Origin of the sequence: Amycolatopsis sp. NPDC006125, assembly GCF_040614195.1 — a bacterium.
In the GTDB taxonomy this organism is placed as follows: Bacteria; Actinomycetota; Actinomycetes; order Mycobacteriales; family Pseudonocardiaceae; genus Amycolatopsis_E; species Amycolatopsis_E tucumanensis.
In genome coordinates this window covers 1-14,082 of record NZ_JBEXTZ010000150.1, presented here as the reverse complement: position 1 = coordinate 14,082, position 14,082 = coordinate 1, and the positions used below count along the sequence as shown (strand labels likewise).

At 72.7% G+C, this 14,082-nt stretch carries 15 protein-coding genes and 1 pseudogene; 2 read left to right on the top strand and 14 right to left on the bottom strand.

All coding sequences use genetic code 11. The features are described from left to right. Positions 1-640 (top strand): PaaX family transcriptional regulator C-terminal domain-containing protein (locus ABZ193_RS40695; RefSeq protein WP_354714067.1); only part of this gene is annotated, 640 nt, incomplete at its 5' end. A 5-nt stretch (positions 641-645) separates the two neighbouring features. Here the strand turns inward: ABZ193_RS40695 and ABZ193_RS40690 are convergent. Genes ABZ193_RS40690 through ABZ193_RS40675 form a run of 4 tightly spaced genes read right to left on the bottom strand, consistent with a single transcriptional unit; the run spans position 646 to position 3,753 of the window. After that, a complete protein-coding gene (locus ABZ193_RS40690) occupies positions 646-1,038 on the bottom strand; it encodes a RidA family protein (protein ID WP_017982595.1) in 393 nt (130 codons plus the stop codon). Then, a complete protein-coding gene (locus ABZ193_RS40685) occupies positions 1,035-1,781 on the bottom strand; it encodes an SDR family NAD(P)-dependent oxidoreductase (RefSeq protein WP_020417174.1) in 747 nt (248 codons plus the stop codon). Before ABZ193_RS40685 ends, ABZ193_RS40690 begins: the two co-directional genes overlap by 4 nt. Then, positions 1,778-2,608, bottom strand: coding sequence for an enoyl-CoA hydratase family protein (locus ABZ193_RS40680; RefSeq protein WP_020417175.1), 831 nt, complete (start codon positions 2,606-2,608; stop codon positions 1,778-1,780). The genes ABZ193_RS40685 and ABZ193_RS40680 overlap by 4 nt, the downstream gene beginning before the upstream one ends. Then, on the bottom strand, positions 2,605-3,753 hold the full coding sequence (locus tag ABZ193_RS40675) for an acyl-CoA dehydrogenase family protein (protein WP_354714064.1): 1,149 nt from the start codon (positions 3,751-3,753) through the stop codon (positions 2,605-2,607). Before ABZ193_RS40675 ends, ABZ193_RS40680 begins: the two co-directional genes overlap by 4 nt. Positions 3,754-3,872: 119 nt before the next feature. Here ABZ193_RS40675 and ABZ193_RS40670 point away from each other — a divergent pair, with 119 nt between their 5' ends. Next, the gene (locus ABZ193_RS40670; RefSeq protein WP_354714062.1) at positions 3,873-4,874 is read left to right on the top strand and encodes an RNA polymerase subunit sigma-70; all 1,002 of its coding nucleotides are present in this window, start codon (positions 3,873-3,875) and stop codon (positions 4,872-4,874) included. Here the strand turns inward: ABZ193_RS40670 and ABZ193_RS40665 are convergent, their stop codons facing one another. From ABZ193_RS40665 to ABZ193_RS40620, 10 genes and pseudogenes are all read right to left on the bottom strand, one after another. Continuing rightward, on the bottom strand, positions 4,875-5,456 hold the full coding sequence (locus ABZ193_RS40665) for a dihydrofolate reductase family protein (RefSeq protein WP_354714061.1): 582 nt from the start codon (positions 5,454-5,456) through the stop codon (positions 4,875-4,877). A gap of 69 nt (positions 5,457-5,525) precedes the next feature. Then, a complete protein-coding gene (locus ABZ193_RS40660; RefSeq protein ID WP_354714059.1) occupies positions 5,526-5,933 on the bottom strand; it encodes a DUF126 domain-containing protein in 408 nt (135 codons plus the stop codon). Next, entirely contained in the window at positions 5,930-7,207 is a 1,278-nt protein-coding gene (locus ABZ193_RS40655; RefSeq protein ID WP_354714057.1) for an aconitase X catalytic domain-containing protein, read from the bottom strand. The genes ABZ193_RS40660 and ABZ193_RS40655 overlap by 4 nt, the downstream gene beginning before the upstream one ends. Further along, on the bottom strand, positions 7,204-8,541 hold the full coding sequence (locus ABZ193_RS40650; RefSeq protein WP_020417189.1) for an MFS transporter: 1,338 nt from the start codon (positions 8,539-8,541) through the stop codon (positions 7,204-7,206). Before ABZ193_RS40650 ends, ABZ193_RS40655 begins: the two co-directional genes overlap by 4 nt. Before the next feature lie 23 nt (positions 8,542-8,564). Beyond that, a complete protein-coding gene (gene ilvD / locus ABZ193_RS40645; RefSeq protein ID WP_354714055.1) occupies positions 8,565-10,211 on the bottom strand; it encodes a dihydroxy-acid dehydratase in 1,647 nt (548 codons plus the stop codon). 9 nt (positions 10,212-10,220) lie between these two features. Beyond that, entirely contained in the window at positions 10,221-11,510 is a 1,290-nt protein-coding gene (locus tag ABZ193_RS40640) for an FAD-dependent oxidoreductase (protein WP_354714053.1), read from the bottom strand. 81 nt (positions 11,511-11,591) lie between these two features. Beyond that, the gene (locus ABZ193_RS40635; protein WP_354714051.1) at positions 11,592-12,536 is read right to left on the bottom strand and encodes a LysR family transcriptional regulator; all 945 of its coding nucleotides are present in this window, start codon (positions 12,534-12,536) and stop codon (positions 11,592-11,594) included. Between the two features lie 60 nt (positions 12,537-12,596). Continuing rightward, positions 12,597-13,574 (bottom strand): L-threonylcarbamoyladenylate synthase, encoded by a 978-nt coding sequence (locus tag ABZ193_RS40630; RefSeq protein WP_354714050.1) that lies wholly within the window; start codon positions 13,572-13,574, stop codon positions 12,597-12,599. 95 nt (positions 13,575-13,669) lie between these two features. Further along, entirely contained in the window at positions 13,670-13,909 is a 240-nt protein-coding gene (locus tag ABZ193_RS40625) for a plasmid stabilization protein (RefSeq protein ID WP_354714049.1), read from the bottom strand. Between the two features lie 50 nt (positions 13,910-13,959). Further along, a pseudogene (locus ABZ193_RS40620) lies at positions 13,960-14,082 on the bottom strand (lipoyl synthase); the annotation flags it as partial.

Below are 14,082 nucleotides of genomic sequence, written 5' to 3'. Positions count from 1 at the left end.
GGCGAAGGTCGGCGGCGTCGCCGGGTACGAACTGTCCGACACCGCACGGGAAATCCTCGACGAAGGCGACCGCCGCATCTTCGAACGCCGCCGCGCGAGCGCCGGCGAGGGCTGGCTGATGGTGGTGTTCAGCGTGCCGGAGTCCGAACGCGACAAACGCCACCAGCTGCGCTCCCGGCTGTCCTGGCTCGGGTTCGGGACCGTCTCCGCGGGCGTGTGGATCGCCCCGGCGCACCTGCTCGACGAGACCCGCGAAACCCTGGCCCGGCAAGGGCTGCAGGGTTACGTCGAGCTGTTCCGGGCCGATCACGCCGGCTTCGCCGCGACCGCGGACCGCGTGCGCGACTGGTGGGACCTGGACCGCCTGCACGAGCTCTACGACGCGTTCCTGGCCCAGCACGGGCCGGTCCTGGCCGGTTACCGGCGGCGCCGCCGCATCGACGGCGCCCGCGCCTTCGCCGACTACGTCAGCGCGCTCACCGACTGGCGCCGCCTGCCCTACCTGGAGCCCGGGCTACCGCTGGACGTGCTGCCGCCGGACTGGATCGGCATCCGGGCGGCGGACACGTTCTTCGAGCTGCGGCGCAGGCTGGCCGGCCCGGCGCACGACTACGTCGAATCGCTGCGCGCGGCGGCCTGACCGCCTCACACCACGGCGAAACCCTGCACCTCCACCAGCGCCTCGGCGTCCCACAACCGGGACACGCCGATCGCGGCCATGGCCGGATAGTCGGTGCCCGCCAGGCGCCGCCACACCTCGCCGATCTCGCGGGCGTGCGCGCGGTAGCCAGCCAGATCGGTGGCGTAGACGGTGAGGCTGACCAGCCGGTCCGGCGCGCCACCGGCCGCGCGCAGCGCGCCGAGCAGGTTCGACAGCGCCCGCTCGAACTGCTCGACCACGGTGCCGCCGACGATCCGGCCGTCGGCGTCGAGCGCGGTCTGCCCGGCCAGGAAGACCGTCGTGCCGGTCGCGACCACCGCGTGGGAAAACCCCCGCGGCGGCGCCAGCTCCGGCGGATTCACCCGCTGCACGCTCACTGCACCGCACCTCCGTCCACCTGGAGCGCCTGCCCGGTCACCGCGCCGGACCGCACGCAGAACAACACCGCGTCGGCCACCTCGTCCGGCTGGATCAGCCGGCCGATCGGCTGCTTGCGCGCCAACGTCTCCCGCGCCTCCTCGGCGCTGCGCCCGGTCGTGGACACGATGGTGGCGATCGTCTGCTCGGTCATCGGCGTGTCCACGTAGCCGGGGCACACGGCGTTCACCGTCACGCCGGTGCGGGCCAGTTCCGCGGCCGCGGCGCGCACCAGGCCCAGCACACCGTGCTTGCTGGCGGTGTAGGCGGCGATGTAGGGCTCGCCGATCCGCGCGGCCGTGGACGCCATGACCACGATCCGCCCCCACCCCGCCGCGCGCATCGACGGCACCGACCGCCGCACGAACCGGAACGGCGCGGTCAGGTTGAGGTCCAGCATCCGCTGCCAGTCGGCGTCGGTGGTGCGTTCCAGGCGGGCGGAATGGCCCGCGCCGGCGTTGGCGACGAGGATCTCCACGGGACCCCACTGCTGTTCGACCTCGCCGTGGACGCGGTCGGCGGCGTCCGGGTCGGTGACGTCCGCGGGAATCACGCGCACCGACCCCGCGCACCCGGCGGCGGTTTCGTCGAGCTGCTCGCGGTTGCGCGCCACGAGCGCGACCCGGCAGCCTTCGGCGCTGAGCCGCCGCGCGATCGCGCGACCGATGCCCCGGCCGGCCCCGGTCACGAGCGCGACCCTCACCGCCCCTCCCAGCGCGGCGGGCGGCGTTCGGTGAAGGCGGCGTGGAACTCGGCGTGGTCGCGGGTGGTCATCAGCAGGGCCTGGGTCATCGCGTCCAGTTCCATCGACGCCGAGATCGACATGTCCAGCTCGGCGGTCAGCAGCGACTTGGTCTGCGCGAGGGCGAGTGCCGGCCCGTCGGCGAGCCTGCGGGCCAGTTCGGTGACCGTGGTGTCCAGGTCGGCGTCGGCGACCAGCCGCGACACCAGGCCGTAGCGGTCGGCCGTCTCGGCGTCGATCGTGTCGCCGAGCATCAGCAGTTCGGTGGCGCGGCCCAGCCCGACCACGCGCGGCAGCAGGTAGGCCGCGCCCATGTCGCCACCGGACAGGCCGACCTTGGTGAACAGGAACGCGAACCGCCCGGAGGTGCTCACGACGCGGAAGTCCGAAGCCAGCGCGACGACAGCGCCCGCTCCGGCCGCGATGCCGTGGACGGCGGTGATGATCGGGATCGGGCACTCCCGCATCGCCCGGATCACCGCGCCGGTCATCTTGGTGAACCGCATCAGGTCACGTGGTTCCATCTTGATCAGCTCGCCGATGATCTCCTCGACGTCGCCGCCGCCGCAGAAACCCCGGCCCTCGCCGCGGATCACCAGCACCCGCACGTCCTGGTGGTGCGGCAGCTCGGCCAGCAGGTCGCGCAGGTCGGCGTAGCTTTCGAAGGTCAGCGGGTTGAGCTTCTCCGGCCGGTCCAGCGTCACCGTGGCCACCCCGTCGGCCTTGCCGAACCGGAAGTGCCGCCAGTCCTCGGTGAGCCGCGGCGAGGCGTGGAAGCGGTAGGTCATCGGGTGTACTCCCTGCCGATCAGGTTGCGCGCGATGATGGAACGCTGGACCTCGGAAGCGCCTTCGTAGATGCGCAGCGCCCGGACGTCGCGGTAGAGGTGTTCGAGCGGGTGCCCGTGCCGCAGAGCGGCCGCGCCGTGCAGCTGCACGCAGCCGTCGATGATCTTGTGCGCGGCTTCGGTGGCGTACAGCTTCGCCATCGCCGACCGCCGGGACTGCTGCTCCGGCTCGCCGCCGTCGTCGTAGGCGGCGGCCGCGGCGTAGACGAGCAGGCGGGCCGCTTCGAGTTCGGTGGCCAGGTCGGCGATGCGGTGCGCGACGGCCTGCTGGCTCGCCAGCGGCGCGCCGTACACCCGGCGCTCGCGGACGTGGGCCACGGTCGCGTCGAGCGCCGCCTGCGCCATCCCCACCGCGAACGCGCCGACGCTGGGCCGGAACAGGTCCAGCGTGCGCATGGCGACGGCGAACCCGCGGTCGACCTCGCCGAGCACGGCGTCCGCGGGCACCCGCACCCCGTCGAACACCAGGCGTCCGATCGGATGCGGCGACAGCATCTCCAGGGGCTCGCCGGACAGCCCCGCGCTGTCACCGGGAACGGCGAAGGCAGTGACCCCGCGCGCGCCGGCGTCGGGGGTGGTGCGGGCGAACACCGTGTAGATGTCGGCGTCGGGAGCGTTGGAAATCCAGAGCTTTTCGCCGGTCAGCACCCAGCCGTCGCCGTCGCGCTCGGCGCGCAGTTGCAGGGCCGCGGCGTCCGATCCCGCGCCGGCTTCGGTCAGCGCGAACGCGGCGACGGCTTCCCCGGAGATCACCGCAGGCAGCCAGCGCGCCCGCAGCCCGGCCGAGCCGGACTGCAGGATCGGGTAGCTGCCCAGCCCCTGGAGGGCCAGCGCGGTCTCCGCCTCGGTGCTGATCTGGGCGATCGTCTCCCGCAGCAGGCACAACTGCACGGCGGCCGCGTCCGAAGGTTCCGCGCCCCCGCCGAACAGCCCGCGGAGCAGCCCGAGCTCGCCCAGGGTGCGGACGAGCTCCCGGTCCACCCGCCCGGTTCCGCGCGGGGTGAGCTTGCCGGTGGCGACGTCGCGCACCCAGCGCTGGTACTCCTGCTGCTCGTCGCTGAGCCGGAACGCGGCAACCCCGGACATGCTCCGAGACTAGCGCACTGGTGACGCTCGTCAAGATTGCGCAACACGGCTGGCGGCGATCAGAAATCCTCCGCCAGGTCGTCAGTACGGGTAGCCCTCTCGTGGAAGGATTGACGACCATGACCGACGCCCGGCCCCTCGGCGCCGACGAGGCCACGTTCATCGCCGCGGCCCGTTCCGGCGATGCGGCGCGGTTCGCGCTCATCACCGAGCGCCACCGGCGTGAGCTGCTGGTGCACTGCTACCGGATGCTCGCCAACTTCGCGGACGCCCAGGACCTGACGCAGGAGACGTTCCTGCGCGCGTGGCACAAGCGGGAGTCGTTCCAGGGCCACGCCGCGCTGCGGACCTGGCTGTACCGGATCGCGACGAACGCCTGCCTCGACTTCCTGGACAAACGCGACAACCGCACACCCGTGCCGTCCGGGCTGCCGGACTTCGAGCTGCCCTACCTGCAGCCCTACCCCGACCGGATGCTCCCCGAGGACCCGCAGGACTCGGCGGTGGCGCGGGAGACGATCGAGCTGGCGTTCATCGTCGCCGTCCAGCACCTGCCGCCACGGCAACGGGCGGTTTTCATCCTGCGCGACGTCCTCGGCTGGCCGGCGCCGCGGACCGCCGACGCCCTCGACTTGACCGTCGCCTCGGTGACCAGCGCACTGCAACGCGCCCGCGTGACCATGCGCGAGCAGCTGCCCGGCCGCCGGCTCGACTGGCGCAGCCCCGCCACCCACGAGCTGTCCAGCGACGAACGCAGCGTGGTCAAGGCCTACATCGACGCGCACCAGCGCAACGACCTCGACGCGCTGACGTCCCTGCTGCGCGACGACCTGCGCTTCGCGATGCTGCCCGACTCCGGCGCCGTGACCACGACGGCCAAGGACGCGGTGGACGGCTGGATCGCCGGTGGCCTCTTCCAGCCCGGCCACGACGACTGGCGCGGCATCCCCACGACCGTCAACCGCATGCCAGCCGCCGCGCTCTACCTGCGCACCCCCGGCGACCCGGACCACCGGCTGTTCGCCGTCGCGGCCCTGCACGTCGTCGACGGCAAGATCGCCGAGCTCACCGGGTTCGACGCCGCCGGCACACCCTGGCTGGGCCTGCCGCCGACGCTGTGATCACCTCGTCTCGTACCGGGTCAGCACCACCCCGCCGGGGAACGTCCGCGTCTCGACCAGGTTCAGGTTCACCCAGCTGTCCAGCGTGGTGAAGAACGGCGTGCCGCCGCCGACCAGGGCGGGGTGGGTGACCAGGACGTACTCGTCGATCAACCCGGCCCGCATGGCGGCCCCGGCGAGCGTCGCGCCGCCGATGTCCATCGGGCCGCCGTCCCCGGCCTTGAGGCGGGTGATCTCGGCGACCGCGTCGCCGGTGACCAGGCGGGTGTTCCAGCCGGCCCGGTCGATCGTCGAGGAGAACACCACCTTCGGCATGTTCCGCCAGCGGCGGGCGAACTCGATCACCGCCGGCGTGGCGCCGGGCTGTTCGCCGGCGGTCGGCCAGTGGGGACTCATCGCCTCCCACAGCTTGCGCCCGTACAGCGACAGGCCGGTCGCCGCCACCCGGTCGGACCACCACCGGAACAGCTCGTCGCCCGGCGACGAGTCCGGCCCCTCACCCCCGCTCCAGCCCAGGTCGTCGCCCGGCGCGGCGATGTAGCCGTCCAGGGTCATGTTCATCGCGAAGGTCAGTTTCCGCATGGCGTCAGCCTCTCGTGAGTCGGTCTCACACGTACCGACGGACGCGGCGCGGAAACCTCATCGGTGCGCTCACCCCCGGGTGATCTCCACGATCCCGCGGTCCGCGTCGAGGCGGAGGTGGTCGCCGGTGCGGATCACCGCGACCGGATCCTGGTCGAGGTCGCTCAGCGTGGGGACCCGGGTGACGACGGCGCCCAGCGCGGCCTTCGTCGTGGTCACGGTGAAGATCATGCCCAGCGGGGCGGTGCCCAGCAGCCGGGTGGACTGGAAGAAACCCGACCAGCCGGACGAGCCCTTCGCGCCCGGGAACACCAGGATCTTCCCGGTGAAGCACACCCCGCACAGCTCGTGCCTGCGCTCGATGATCGTGCCGGTCGCCGGGTCGATGCCGCCCCAGCCGGAGATCGTCTCGTGCGACACCAGCGCCTCGCCCTCGGCCACGCCGGGCACGACCGTGCGGCCACGCAACGTGATCATCGCAGCCCTCCCCGCCAGCGACCGGTGACCGCCGCGTCCACGCAGTCCTCCAGCGACCCGAACCACGCCTCGATGCCCAGGATCGCGGGCAGGTAGTGCGCCTGCTTGGCCGAGTCGGTGGCGAAGACCTTCGTGCCCGGCGGCGCCACCCGCGACATCGCCGGGCACGAGTCGGCCAGCAACTTGCCGCCCGCCTTCTCGATCACTGCGGTGTAGCCGCTGCGATCGGCCACGGCCTTGAGCGCCCGCGGCGCCATGATCCACAGCTGGGTGCCCGAGTGCAGGCTCTTGCCGTCCAGCGCCCGCGCCGCGGCGCGGATCTGGTCGATCGAGGCGTGCGGGCAGCCGAGTAGCACGAAGTCGACGTCCGTGGACCGGCCCTGGTCGTTCAGCTTCTCGTAGATCGCCCGCCGCTCGCGGGGACCGTAGACGACGGCGTCCGGGACGGGGCCGTCGAAAGCCGCTTCCACGGTCGGCGCCTCCGGGGTGATCCCGGGCAGGTGGTAGAGCTCCACGCCGCCGGAGGACGCCGCCGCCGCGCCGAAGTGCTTGAGGTCCACCAGATCCGGCCGCGTGAACTCGCCCGTGACCACCGGCCGCTGGTCCTGCACCAGCTCTCCGGCGAAGTACCCGAGCATGCCCCAGTCGAGGAAGTCGCGCACCCCGGATTCGACGCGGATGTGGTGGGTGCCGAACCGGTTCTCCGCGAGGTGGTTGCCCCAGCACGGGATCTTCCCGGTCAGCGACGCCGCGCCGGTGGACGTGCCGCCCTCGCAGTTCGTCCGGGCGCCGAGCACCGAATTGCAGTACACCACCGCGGAGGACTCCATCCACGCGCAGTGCTCGCCGCGCACCGGCAGGTTGCCCACCTGGTAGGGCGTGCAGGTGGCCAGGATGTTCACGCCCCGCCGGCCGTAGAACGCTTCGGCGTCGCTCTGCAGCTCCACGAACTCCTTCGGATACGGCACCACACCGGCGGAGTCCGGCCCGAAGCCCTGCTGCAGCTGACAGGTCGGCACCCGCATGTCCGGGATCTCGATGGCGTCGTCGCAGTCCAGGTTGAGCACGGCGAACGCCTTGTGCCAGCCGCCCTCGGCCACCAGCTTCGCCTTCAGCGGCGAGGGCTGGGTGCTGGTGCCAGCCACGTTGCGGGTGTCGCACAGCCGCTGCGCGCCCAGCGCGTCGCCGTACCGGATGAGCAGGTCCATCGCGGCCGCGACGGCCGGGCCCTCGGCGCCGTCGCGCATGGCCTTCTCCTCGTCGGTGAGGATCACCGGACCACCTCGCTCGCGACGACGGGCACGTGCTGCCCCACCGGGTTCGTCTCCGGCCCGCGGCGCACCGCCGCGAACATCAGCAGGCCGCCGAACACGATCAGCACGATCGGGGTGAACTCGTAGGGCATGATCGCCGACAGCGCGAGCAGCCACACGGTGTAGAGGCCGGGCAGGATCAGCCCGAACATGTAGCCGATCCCGTACCCGCTGGCCCGCACCGAGGCGGGGAACCGCTCGTTGAGGTAGACCAGGATGACGCCCAGCGGCGCCGACGGCAGCACCTTCGCCACCACCGCGATGAGCGCGATCAGCCACACCGGGGCGCCCGCCCGCGCGGCGACGACCAGCAGCGCGAACGCGCCGCCGACCACGAACGCCAGCACCAGCGCCCACCGCATCAGCAGCGCCCGCCGCCCGAACCGCTGCCCGGCCGCGGCCAGCACCATGATCAGCACGATCGAGCAGACCGATCCGATGATCTCCACGGCCGACGACAGCCGCGGGCTCTGGTCGAGCACCTGCACGAGCAGCGTCGGCAGGAACGACACCGACATCTGGCTGGCGAACCAGTAGCCGCAGGTGAACAGGAACACGCTGAAGATCAGCGCCCGGTGCGCGGTGAACAGCTCGACCACCGGCTGACGGGCGCCCTGGCGAGCGGTGCGCGCCGAGTCGTCCTCGACGACGTGGCGGTAGTGCATCAGGTACGCCACCCCGAGCGCGAAGCCGAGGAAGAACGGGATCCGCCAGCCCCAGGAGAGGAAGCCGCTGTGCGGGAGCACGTCGAGCATGCCGAGCAAGAGCGTGTTGATCACCAGGAACGAGGCGGGGGCGCCGACGCCGATGAGACCGCCGACGCGGCCGCGACGGCCGGGTGGCGCCTGTTCCAGCGCGAGCGGGATCGGCGCGGCGTACCCGCCGGCGAGGAAGATCCCGCCGATCAGCCGGAGCACCGCGAACACGGCGATCGCGCCGTAGCCCCACGACCCGTAGCCGGGCAGCAGGCCGATCAGCAGGGTGACGATGGTGAAACCCCAGCCGCTGATCATGGTGACCGGTTTGCGGCCGATGCGGTCGGAGAGGTTGCCGAAGATCACGCTGCCGATCGGGCGGGCGACCAGCCCGACCGTGAACAGCAGGGTGGTGAAGGTGGCGCGCACCGACGCGGGCAGGTCGGGCGGCATGAAGTAGGCCATCGCGGCGGGCAGGACCAGCGCGGGCAGGTACACGTCGAAACTGTCGACGAACATCGAGAACGCCCCGCCGCGGGCGGACCGCCGCTGGTCGGCTTCACCGATCGCGGTGGACGGGGGAACTTCGGGCAGCGCCATTGCGGCCTCCTGTCGGGGAGAGGTCAGGGACGGAGCACGGCGCCGTCGTCGAGGGGACGCACGGTCCGGCGGTAGACGGACAGCCAGCCGGTCTCCTCATGGTCCCGGGCCGGCTGGGGGGTTCGGGTGCCGAGTTCAGCCGGGCCGACCCGCAGGTCGCAGACCCGGGCGGGGAGGTCGATGTGGACGGTGTCGCCGTCGCGGGCGAGCGCGAGCGGCCCGCCGTCGGCGGCCTCGGGGCGCACCTCGCCGACCACGATGCCGCGGTTGACCAGGCCGGAGAGCTGGCCGTCGGTGACGACCGCGACCCGGCCGGTGAGCCCGGCGCGGTCCAGCGCGAACACGATCTGGGAGGCCATGCCCATGCCGGGGCGGCCGCGCGGGCCCAGGCCGCGGACGATCACGACGTCGCCGGGGGCGATCCGTCCATCGGCGAGCGCGGCCACGGCGTCCTCCTGCGACTCGAAGCAGCGGGCGGGGCCGATGAAGGCGGCCGGCCGCTCGTCGCCGACGGCGAGCTTGACGATGCCGCCGGCCGGGGCGAGGGAACCACGCAGGACCACGATCAGCGGCTGGTCGGTGAACGGCTGGTCGCGGGTACGGATGATCTCCGGGTCGGCCACGGTGACCGGGGCCAAGTTCTCACCCACGGTGGCGCCGGTCGCGGTCAGCGGCGACGGGTCGATCAGGTCGCCGAGCGCGTGCATCACCGCCGCCGCGCCGCCCGCGGCCTCGAACCGCTCGATCGTGTGCGGGCCGTTCGGCCGCACGGCGGACAGGACCGGCGTGGTGGAGCCGAGTTCGGCGTAGAGGCCGAGAACATCGAGGTCCACTCCGGACTCGGTCGCGACGGCCTGGAGGTGCTTGACGGTGTTGATCGACGCGCCGACCGACAGCGCCACCCGGACCGCGTTGCGGAAGGCCGCCTCGGTGAGGACGGCGCGCGGGCGCAAGTCCTCGCGGACCATCTCGACGATCCGGGCGGCGGCCGCGTCGGCGGCGGCCCACATCGCGGGCGAGTTCGCGGCCACCGGTGTGGTCCCGGGCAGCGCCATGCCGAGTGCCTCGGCGACGATGTGCATCGAGTTCGCGGTGCCCATGCCCGGGCACACCCCCGGCCCGCCGACGGCGACGTCGCTCATCTCGGTCAGCTCGTCCACTGTGGACTGGCCGCAGGCGTGCAGGAACACCTCCTCGATGTCGCAGTGCCCGCCGCGGAAGCACCCGCTGGGCTGGTAGCCGCACGCGACCAGCAGCGTGGGGATGTCGAGCCGCCCGGCGGCCATCAGCTGCGCCGGCGCGGTCTTGTCGCAGCTGGCCAGGCAGATCATGCCGTCCAGCTGGGCGCCCTCGACGGCGACCTCGATGTCGTTGACGATGAGGTCGCGGGCGGACAGGATGTAGCCGCCGCCGTGGCCCGCGGAGTGGATGAAGTCGCTGGGCGCGGTGGTGCGCACCTCGAACGCGAGACCGCCCGCCGCGGCGATGCCCTTCTTGATCCGCGCGGCGATCTCGTCCAGGTGGCTGAAGCAGATGGCCAGGTCCGACGAGGAGTTGACCACGGCGATCTTGGGTTTGCGGAGGTCGTCGTCGGTGAGGCCGAGCGCGCGCCACTGCGCCCGCCGGGTCGCCCAGCGCACGGTTCCGGGCGGGAAGTCGCTGCGTACCAAGGGTCCTCCTCAGCCGTCGAGGTTGGCGGACAACCGGGCGGCGAGGTCGCCGTGGTCGATGTCGTGCACGCTGTCCTTGCCCGCGAGGTCCAGCGCGTGCGCGGCCGCCATGCCCATCGCCCCGCACGGGCCCATTACCCGGATGCTCGACAGGGCGGCCGCGTCGCCGTCGACGCAGCGGCCGGCGACCAGGACGTTGTGCGCCTCCGGCGGCGTCATCGCGCGCAGCGGCACGTAGTGCACGTGGTCCGGCCCGAAAGTCTCCCACACGTAGCCCTCCGGGCTGTCGTGCAGCTCGACCGGCCACGCGGTGCGCGCGACCGCGTCCGGGAAGCGCTTCCCGGACCGCACCTCGTCCAGCGTCAGCTGGTGGGCGCCCTGCGCCCAGCGGGTCTGGCGCCGTCCGGGGAACCCGTAGGCCCGCACCCGGGCGCGGCCGAACGCGGCCGGGAACTCGGCACGCAGGAACGCCACGACCCGGTCGGCCTGCGCCTTGCCGTCGAGCTGGGCGCGCGCGGCGGCGATCGGGTCCAGCGGCGCTTCGATGTGGGTCATGTTGAGCACGGCGGTGCCGCGGCCGGGGAAGTAGAACGCGAGCCCGTCGTGGCGGCGCAGGCCGTACTCCGCGGCCTTGGCGCCGACCCGCTCGGCCAGCACGTCCGGGTCGGGCTTGCCGTCCTCGTCGACGTGCTCGACGACCAGCTGCTGGGAGCCGTAGATCTCCCGTTCCGGCAGCCGGCACGGCAGCCCAGCCTCCCACACCAGGGAGGCGTCGCCGCTGGCGTCGACGAAGCCGACCGCGCCGACCTCGACGGAGCCGTACCGGGTCGCGAAGGTGACCGACTCGATCCGTTCCCCGTCGCGGACCACCCCGGTGATCGACGCGCCGGTGATCACCTGGATGCCGTGCTCGCGCACGGTGTGCTCCACCCACCGGCCGAGCGCGACCTCGTCGTAGCCGACGGTGATCGTGTGCCGTCGCGTGTAGAACAGGTCGCCCGTGGCGTCCAGGTCGCGGAAGATGTCGTCGAAGATCCCGTGGGTGAGCCGGCGGTAGCCGGGCGCGTTGCCGAACACGCCGCAGAACAGGCCGATCAGCGAGTTGACCATCTGGCCGCCGAGCACCGGCAGCGCGTCGACGAGGACCACCGAGCGGCCCAGGCGGGCGGATTCGACGGCGGCGGACAGGCCGGCGATCCCGGCGCCGACGACGCAGACGTCGGCGGTGACGTGGTGCGTGGCAGGGCCGGGGGGTTTGCGGACTGTGTGGACCTTGAGCTCGGTGAGGGGGTGCGGCATGGATCACACGCTAAGCGGGTGCGCCGGGCGGCCGGAAATAGAAGATCGTGCTGCGCGGGCATAAACCGCATTGATGGTGGTTCAGATGCCGGCGGCCAGCGACACCAGGACCTCGCGGAACCAGCGGTGCGCGGGGTCGCCGTCGTAGTCGGTGTGCCACCAGAACCGTTCCACGATCGGTTCCGGATCGCCAGGGCACGGCAGGATCCGCAGGCCGAGCCGGGGCGCGACGCGCCGGGCGAGCCGTTCCTGCAGCAGCGCCACGCGGTCGGTGCCTGCCACGAAGTGCGGCACCGCCTGGTAGCTCTCCACGCGGACGCGGATGCGCGGCTGGATGCCGAACAACACCAGCTGGCGGCTCATCGGCGCGGCCGGGGCGAACCCGCGGTCGGGCTGGAACGGGGCGACCCAGGTCATCTCCGCCAGCTGCGCCAGGCTCAGCTCGTCCCCGGTGACGTGCGGGTTCGCGGCGTCGACGACGCACACCCACCGCTCGGTGAACAGCTCCACCGACCGCACGTCGGGCAGGTCGAAGCGGCTGGCCGGGGGCGCGACGAGTCCGTCGATCAGGCGGATCGTGCCCCCGATGTCCCTGGCGAACGCCTCGCGGACCAGCCGGACGTGCAGCTGCACACCGGGCGCCTGCTCGGCCAGGAGGGCGGACAGCCGGGAGCCCAGCACCTCGATCGTGTAGTCGGCCATGAACACCGTGAACTCGCGGCCGGAGACGCCCGGATCGAAGTCGTGGCCGGTGCCGAAGAGGCGTTCGGTGGCGCCGCAGATCGCCTCGACCTGGTCGGTCAGCTGCGCGGCCAGCGGGGACAGCACGTAGCCGTTGCCGCTGCGCACCAGCAGGTCGTCGTCGAAGTGGCGGCGCAACCGCGCCAGCGACGCGCTCACCGCGGGCTGGGTCACGCCGAGCCGCGCGGCCGCCCGGGTGACGTTGCGTTCCCGCAGGAGCTCGCGCAGCACGACGAGCAGGTTGAGGTCCAGGTTGACCAGATGGACGGCGGAGGGCCTTGCCACCGCGGGACTATAAATCGGACTGCTGGCCCCGGCAAGCTCCCGGGTCCCTGGCGCTTCGTGTCAGTCGCGGGGGCCGGCGGCGCGGCGCAGCCGGTTGGCGATCGCGAGCCCGAGCCCCTCCTCCGGCGGCAGGGACGCCACGACGAGGTCGCACCCCCGCTGATCGAATTCGCGGAGGAATCCGTACAGGTTGCGTGCGTAGTCGGCCATCGAGCCGGGGACCGGCACCACCGCGTGCGCCGTCGTGGGTTCGCCGGCCGACGGCGGCAGCAGGACGCCCACCTGGTGCCCCTGCTCCTGCGCGAGCTCCGCCTCGACGACGACCTTCTCGGGCTCGACCAGCACGACCCGCGCGCGCGGCGCGTAGTGCGACGGGTGCTGCCCCGGCACCCGGACGTGGCTCGTGGCAGGGACCGTGACCGGCCGCCCCAACACCGCCTCGAGGTCCTCGCGCGTCACCCCACCGGGCCGCAGGACGCTCGGGGTCTCGCTCGTGAGGTCGACGATGGTCGATTCCACGCCGACGTCACAGGGGCCGCCGTCCAGCACGAAGTCGACCACGTCGCCGAGCTCCGCCCGCACGTGCTCGGCGGTCGTGGGGCTGACGGAACCGAACCGGTTGGCGGAGGGGGCCACGACCCCGCCGCCGAACGCCGACAGCAGCGCGAGCGCGACGGGATGGCCGGGCACCCGGATGGCCACGGTCTCCAGGCCGCCGGTCGCTTCCAGCGGCACCCGGGGCGCACGCCGGAGGACCAGCGTCAGCGGCCCGGGCCAGAAGCGCTCGGCCAGCAGGCGCGCCGTCTCCGGGACGTCCTCGACCCACTCCCCCAGCAGGTCCGCACCGCCGATGTGCACGATGAGCGGATGCGACGGCGGGCGCCCCTTGGCCTGGAACACCCCCGTCACGGCGGCCGCGTCCTCGGCGTTGGCGCCCAGGCCGTAGACCGTCTCGGTGGGAAAGGCCACCAACCGCCCGGCGCGCAGCAGGCCGGCCGCCTTGTCGATGTCGTCGGTACTCGCCGTCACGGACGCCATCTTCCCATCGGCCCCGCTCACCCCTCGCGGCCCCGGCCCCCTGCCAGGGTTGACAACGGCTGTCGGGCAGCCTCGGGGCCTCGATGGCGAGCAGGTCACTCGTCGAGCACCGCGGCCCGTGCCGATTCACCGCGAGCGGGCGGCTCGATCTCGACGCCGCCGGCGAAGCGGCGCCGGATCCTGGTCGCCATGCCCGCACCGCCGGAGGGCCTGGTCAGCACCGAGTGGAGAATGTCACGCACCTCAGCCTCCACTGACCGGCCGTGTTCGGCTGCACGCACCCGCAGCGCCGCCACCAGGTCGTCGTCGAGGTCCCGGATCGTCAAGGTCGCCATCACACCCCCATTGCAGGCATTGCTTGCCATGCTCGCACGTCGGGTGACTTTCAGCGCGTGAGGAGGCTTCTGGCTTCTTGGGCGGCGGGTCCGGCTTCGGCCAGGTGCGCGAGGTTGGCGGGCAGTTCCTCGCCGCGGTGGCGCTTGGTCTGGGCGTAGAGCCGGCCGGCGCG

What these genes read in the sequence shown, in the direction of transcription:
- ABZ193_RS40680 (WP_020417175.1), bottom strand. Translation starts at nt 2,608, where the DNA reads ATGACCTACCGCTTCCACGCCTCGCCGCGGCTCACCGAGGACTGGCGG.
- ABZ193_RS40675 (WP_354714064.1), bottom strand. Translation starts at nt 3,753, where the DNA reads ATGTCCGGGGTTGCCGCGTTCCGGCTCAGCGACGAGCAGCAGGAGTAC.
- ABZ193_RS40670 (WP_354714062.1), top strand. Translation starts at nt 3,873, where the DNA reads ATGACCGACGCCCGGCCCCTCGGCGCCGACGAGGCCACGTTCATCGCC.
- ABZ193_RS40665 (WP_354714061.1), bottom strand. Translation starts at nt 5,456, where the DNA reads ATGCGGAAACTGACCTTCGCGATGAACATGACCCTGGACGGCTACATC.
- ABZ193_RS40660 (WP_354714059.1), bottom strand. Translation starts at nt 5,933, where the DNA reads ATGATCACGTTGCGTGGCCGCACGGTCGTGCCCGGCGTGGCCGAGGGC.
- ABZ193_RS40650 (WP_020417189.1), bottom strand. Translation starts at nt 8,541, where the DNA reads ATGGCGCTGCCCGAAGTTCCCCCGTCCACCGCGATCGGTGAAGCCGAC.
- ABZ193_RS40640 (WP_354714053.1), bottom strand. Translation starts at nt 11,510, where the DNA reads ATGCCGCACCCCCTCACCGAGCTCAAGGTCCACACAGTCCGCAAACCC.
- ABZ193_RS40630 (WP_354714050.1), bottom strand. Translation starts at nt 13,574, where the DNA reads ATGGCGTCCGTGACGGCGAGTACCGACGACATCGACAAGGCGGCCGGC.
- ABZ193_RS40625 (WP_354714049.1), bottom strand. Translation starts at nt 13,909, where the DNA reads ATGGCGACCTTGACGATCCGGGACCTCGACGACGACCTGGTGGCGGCG.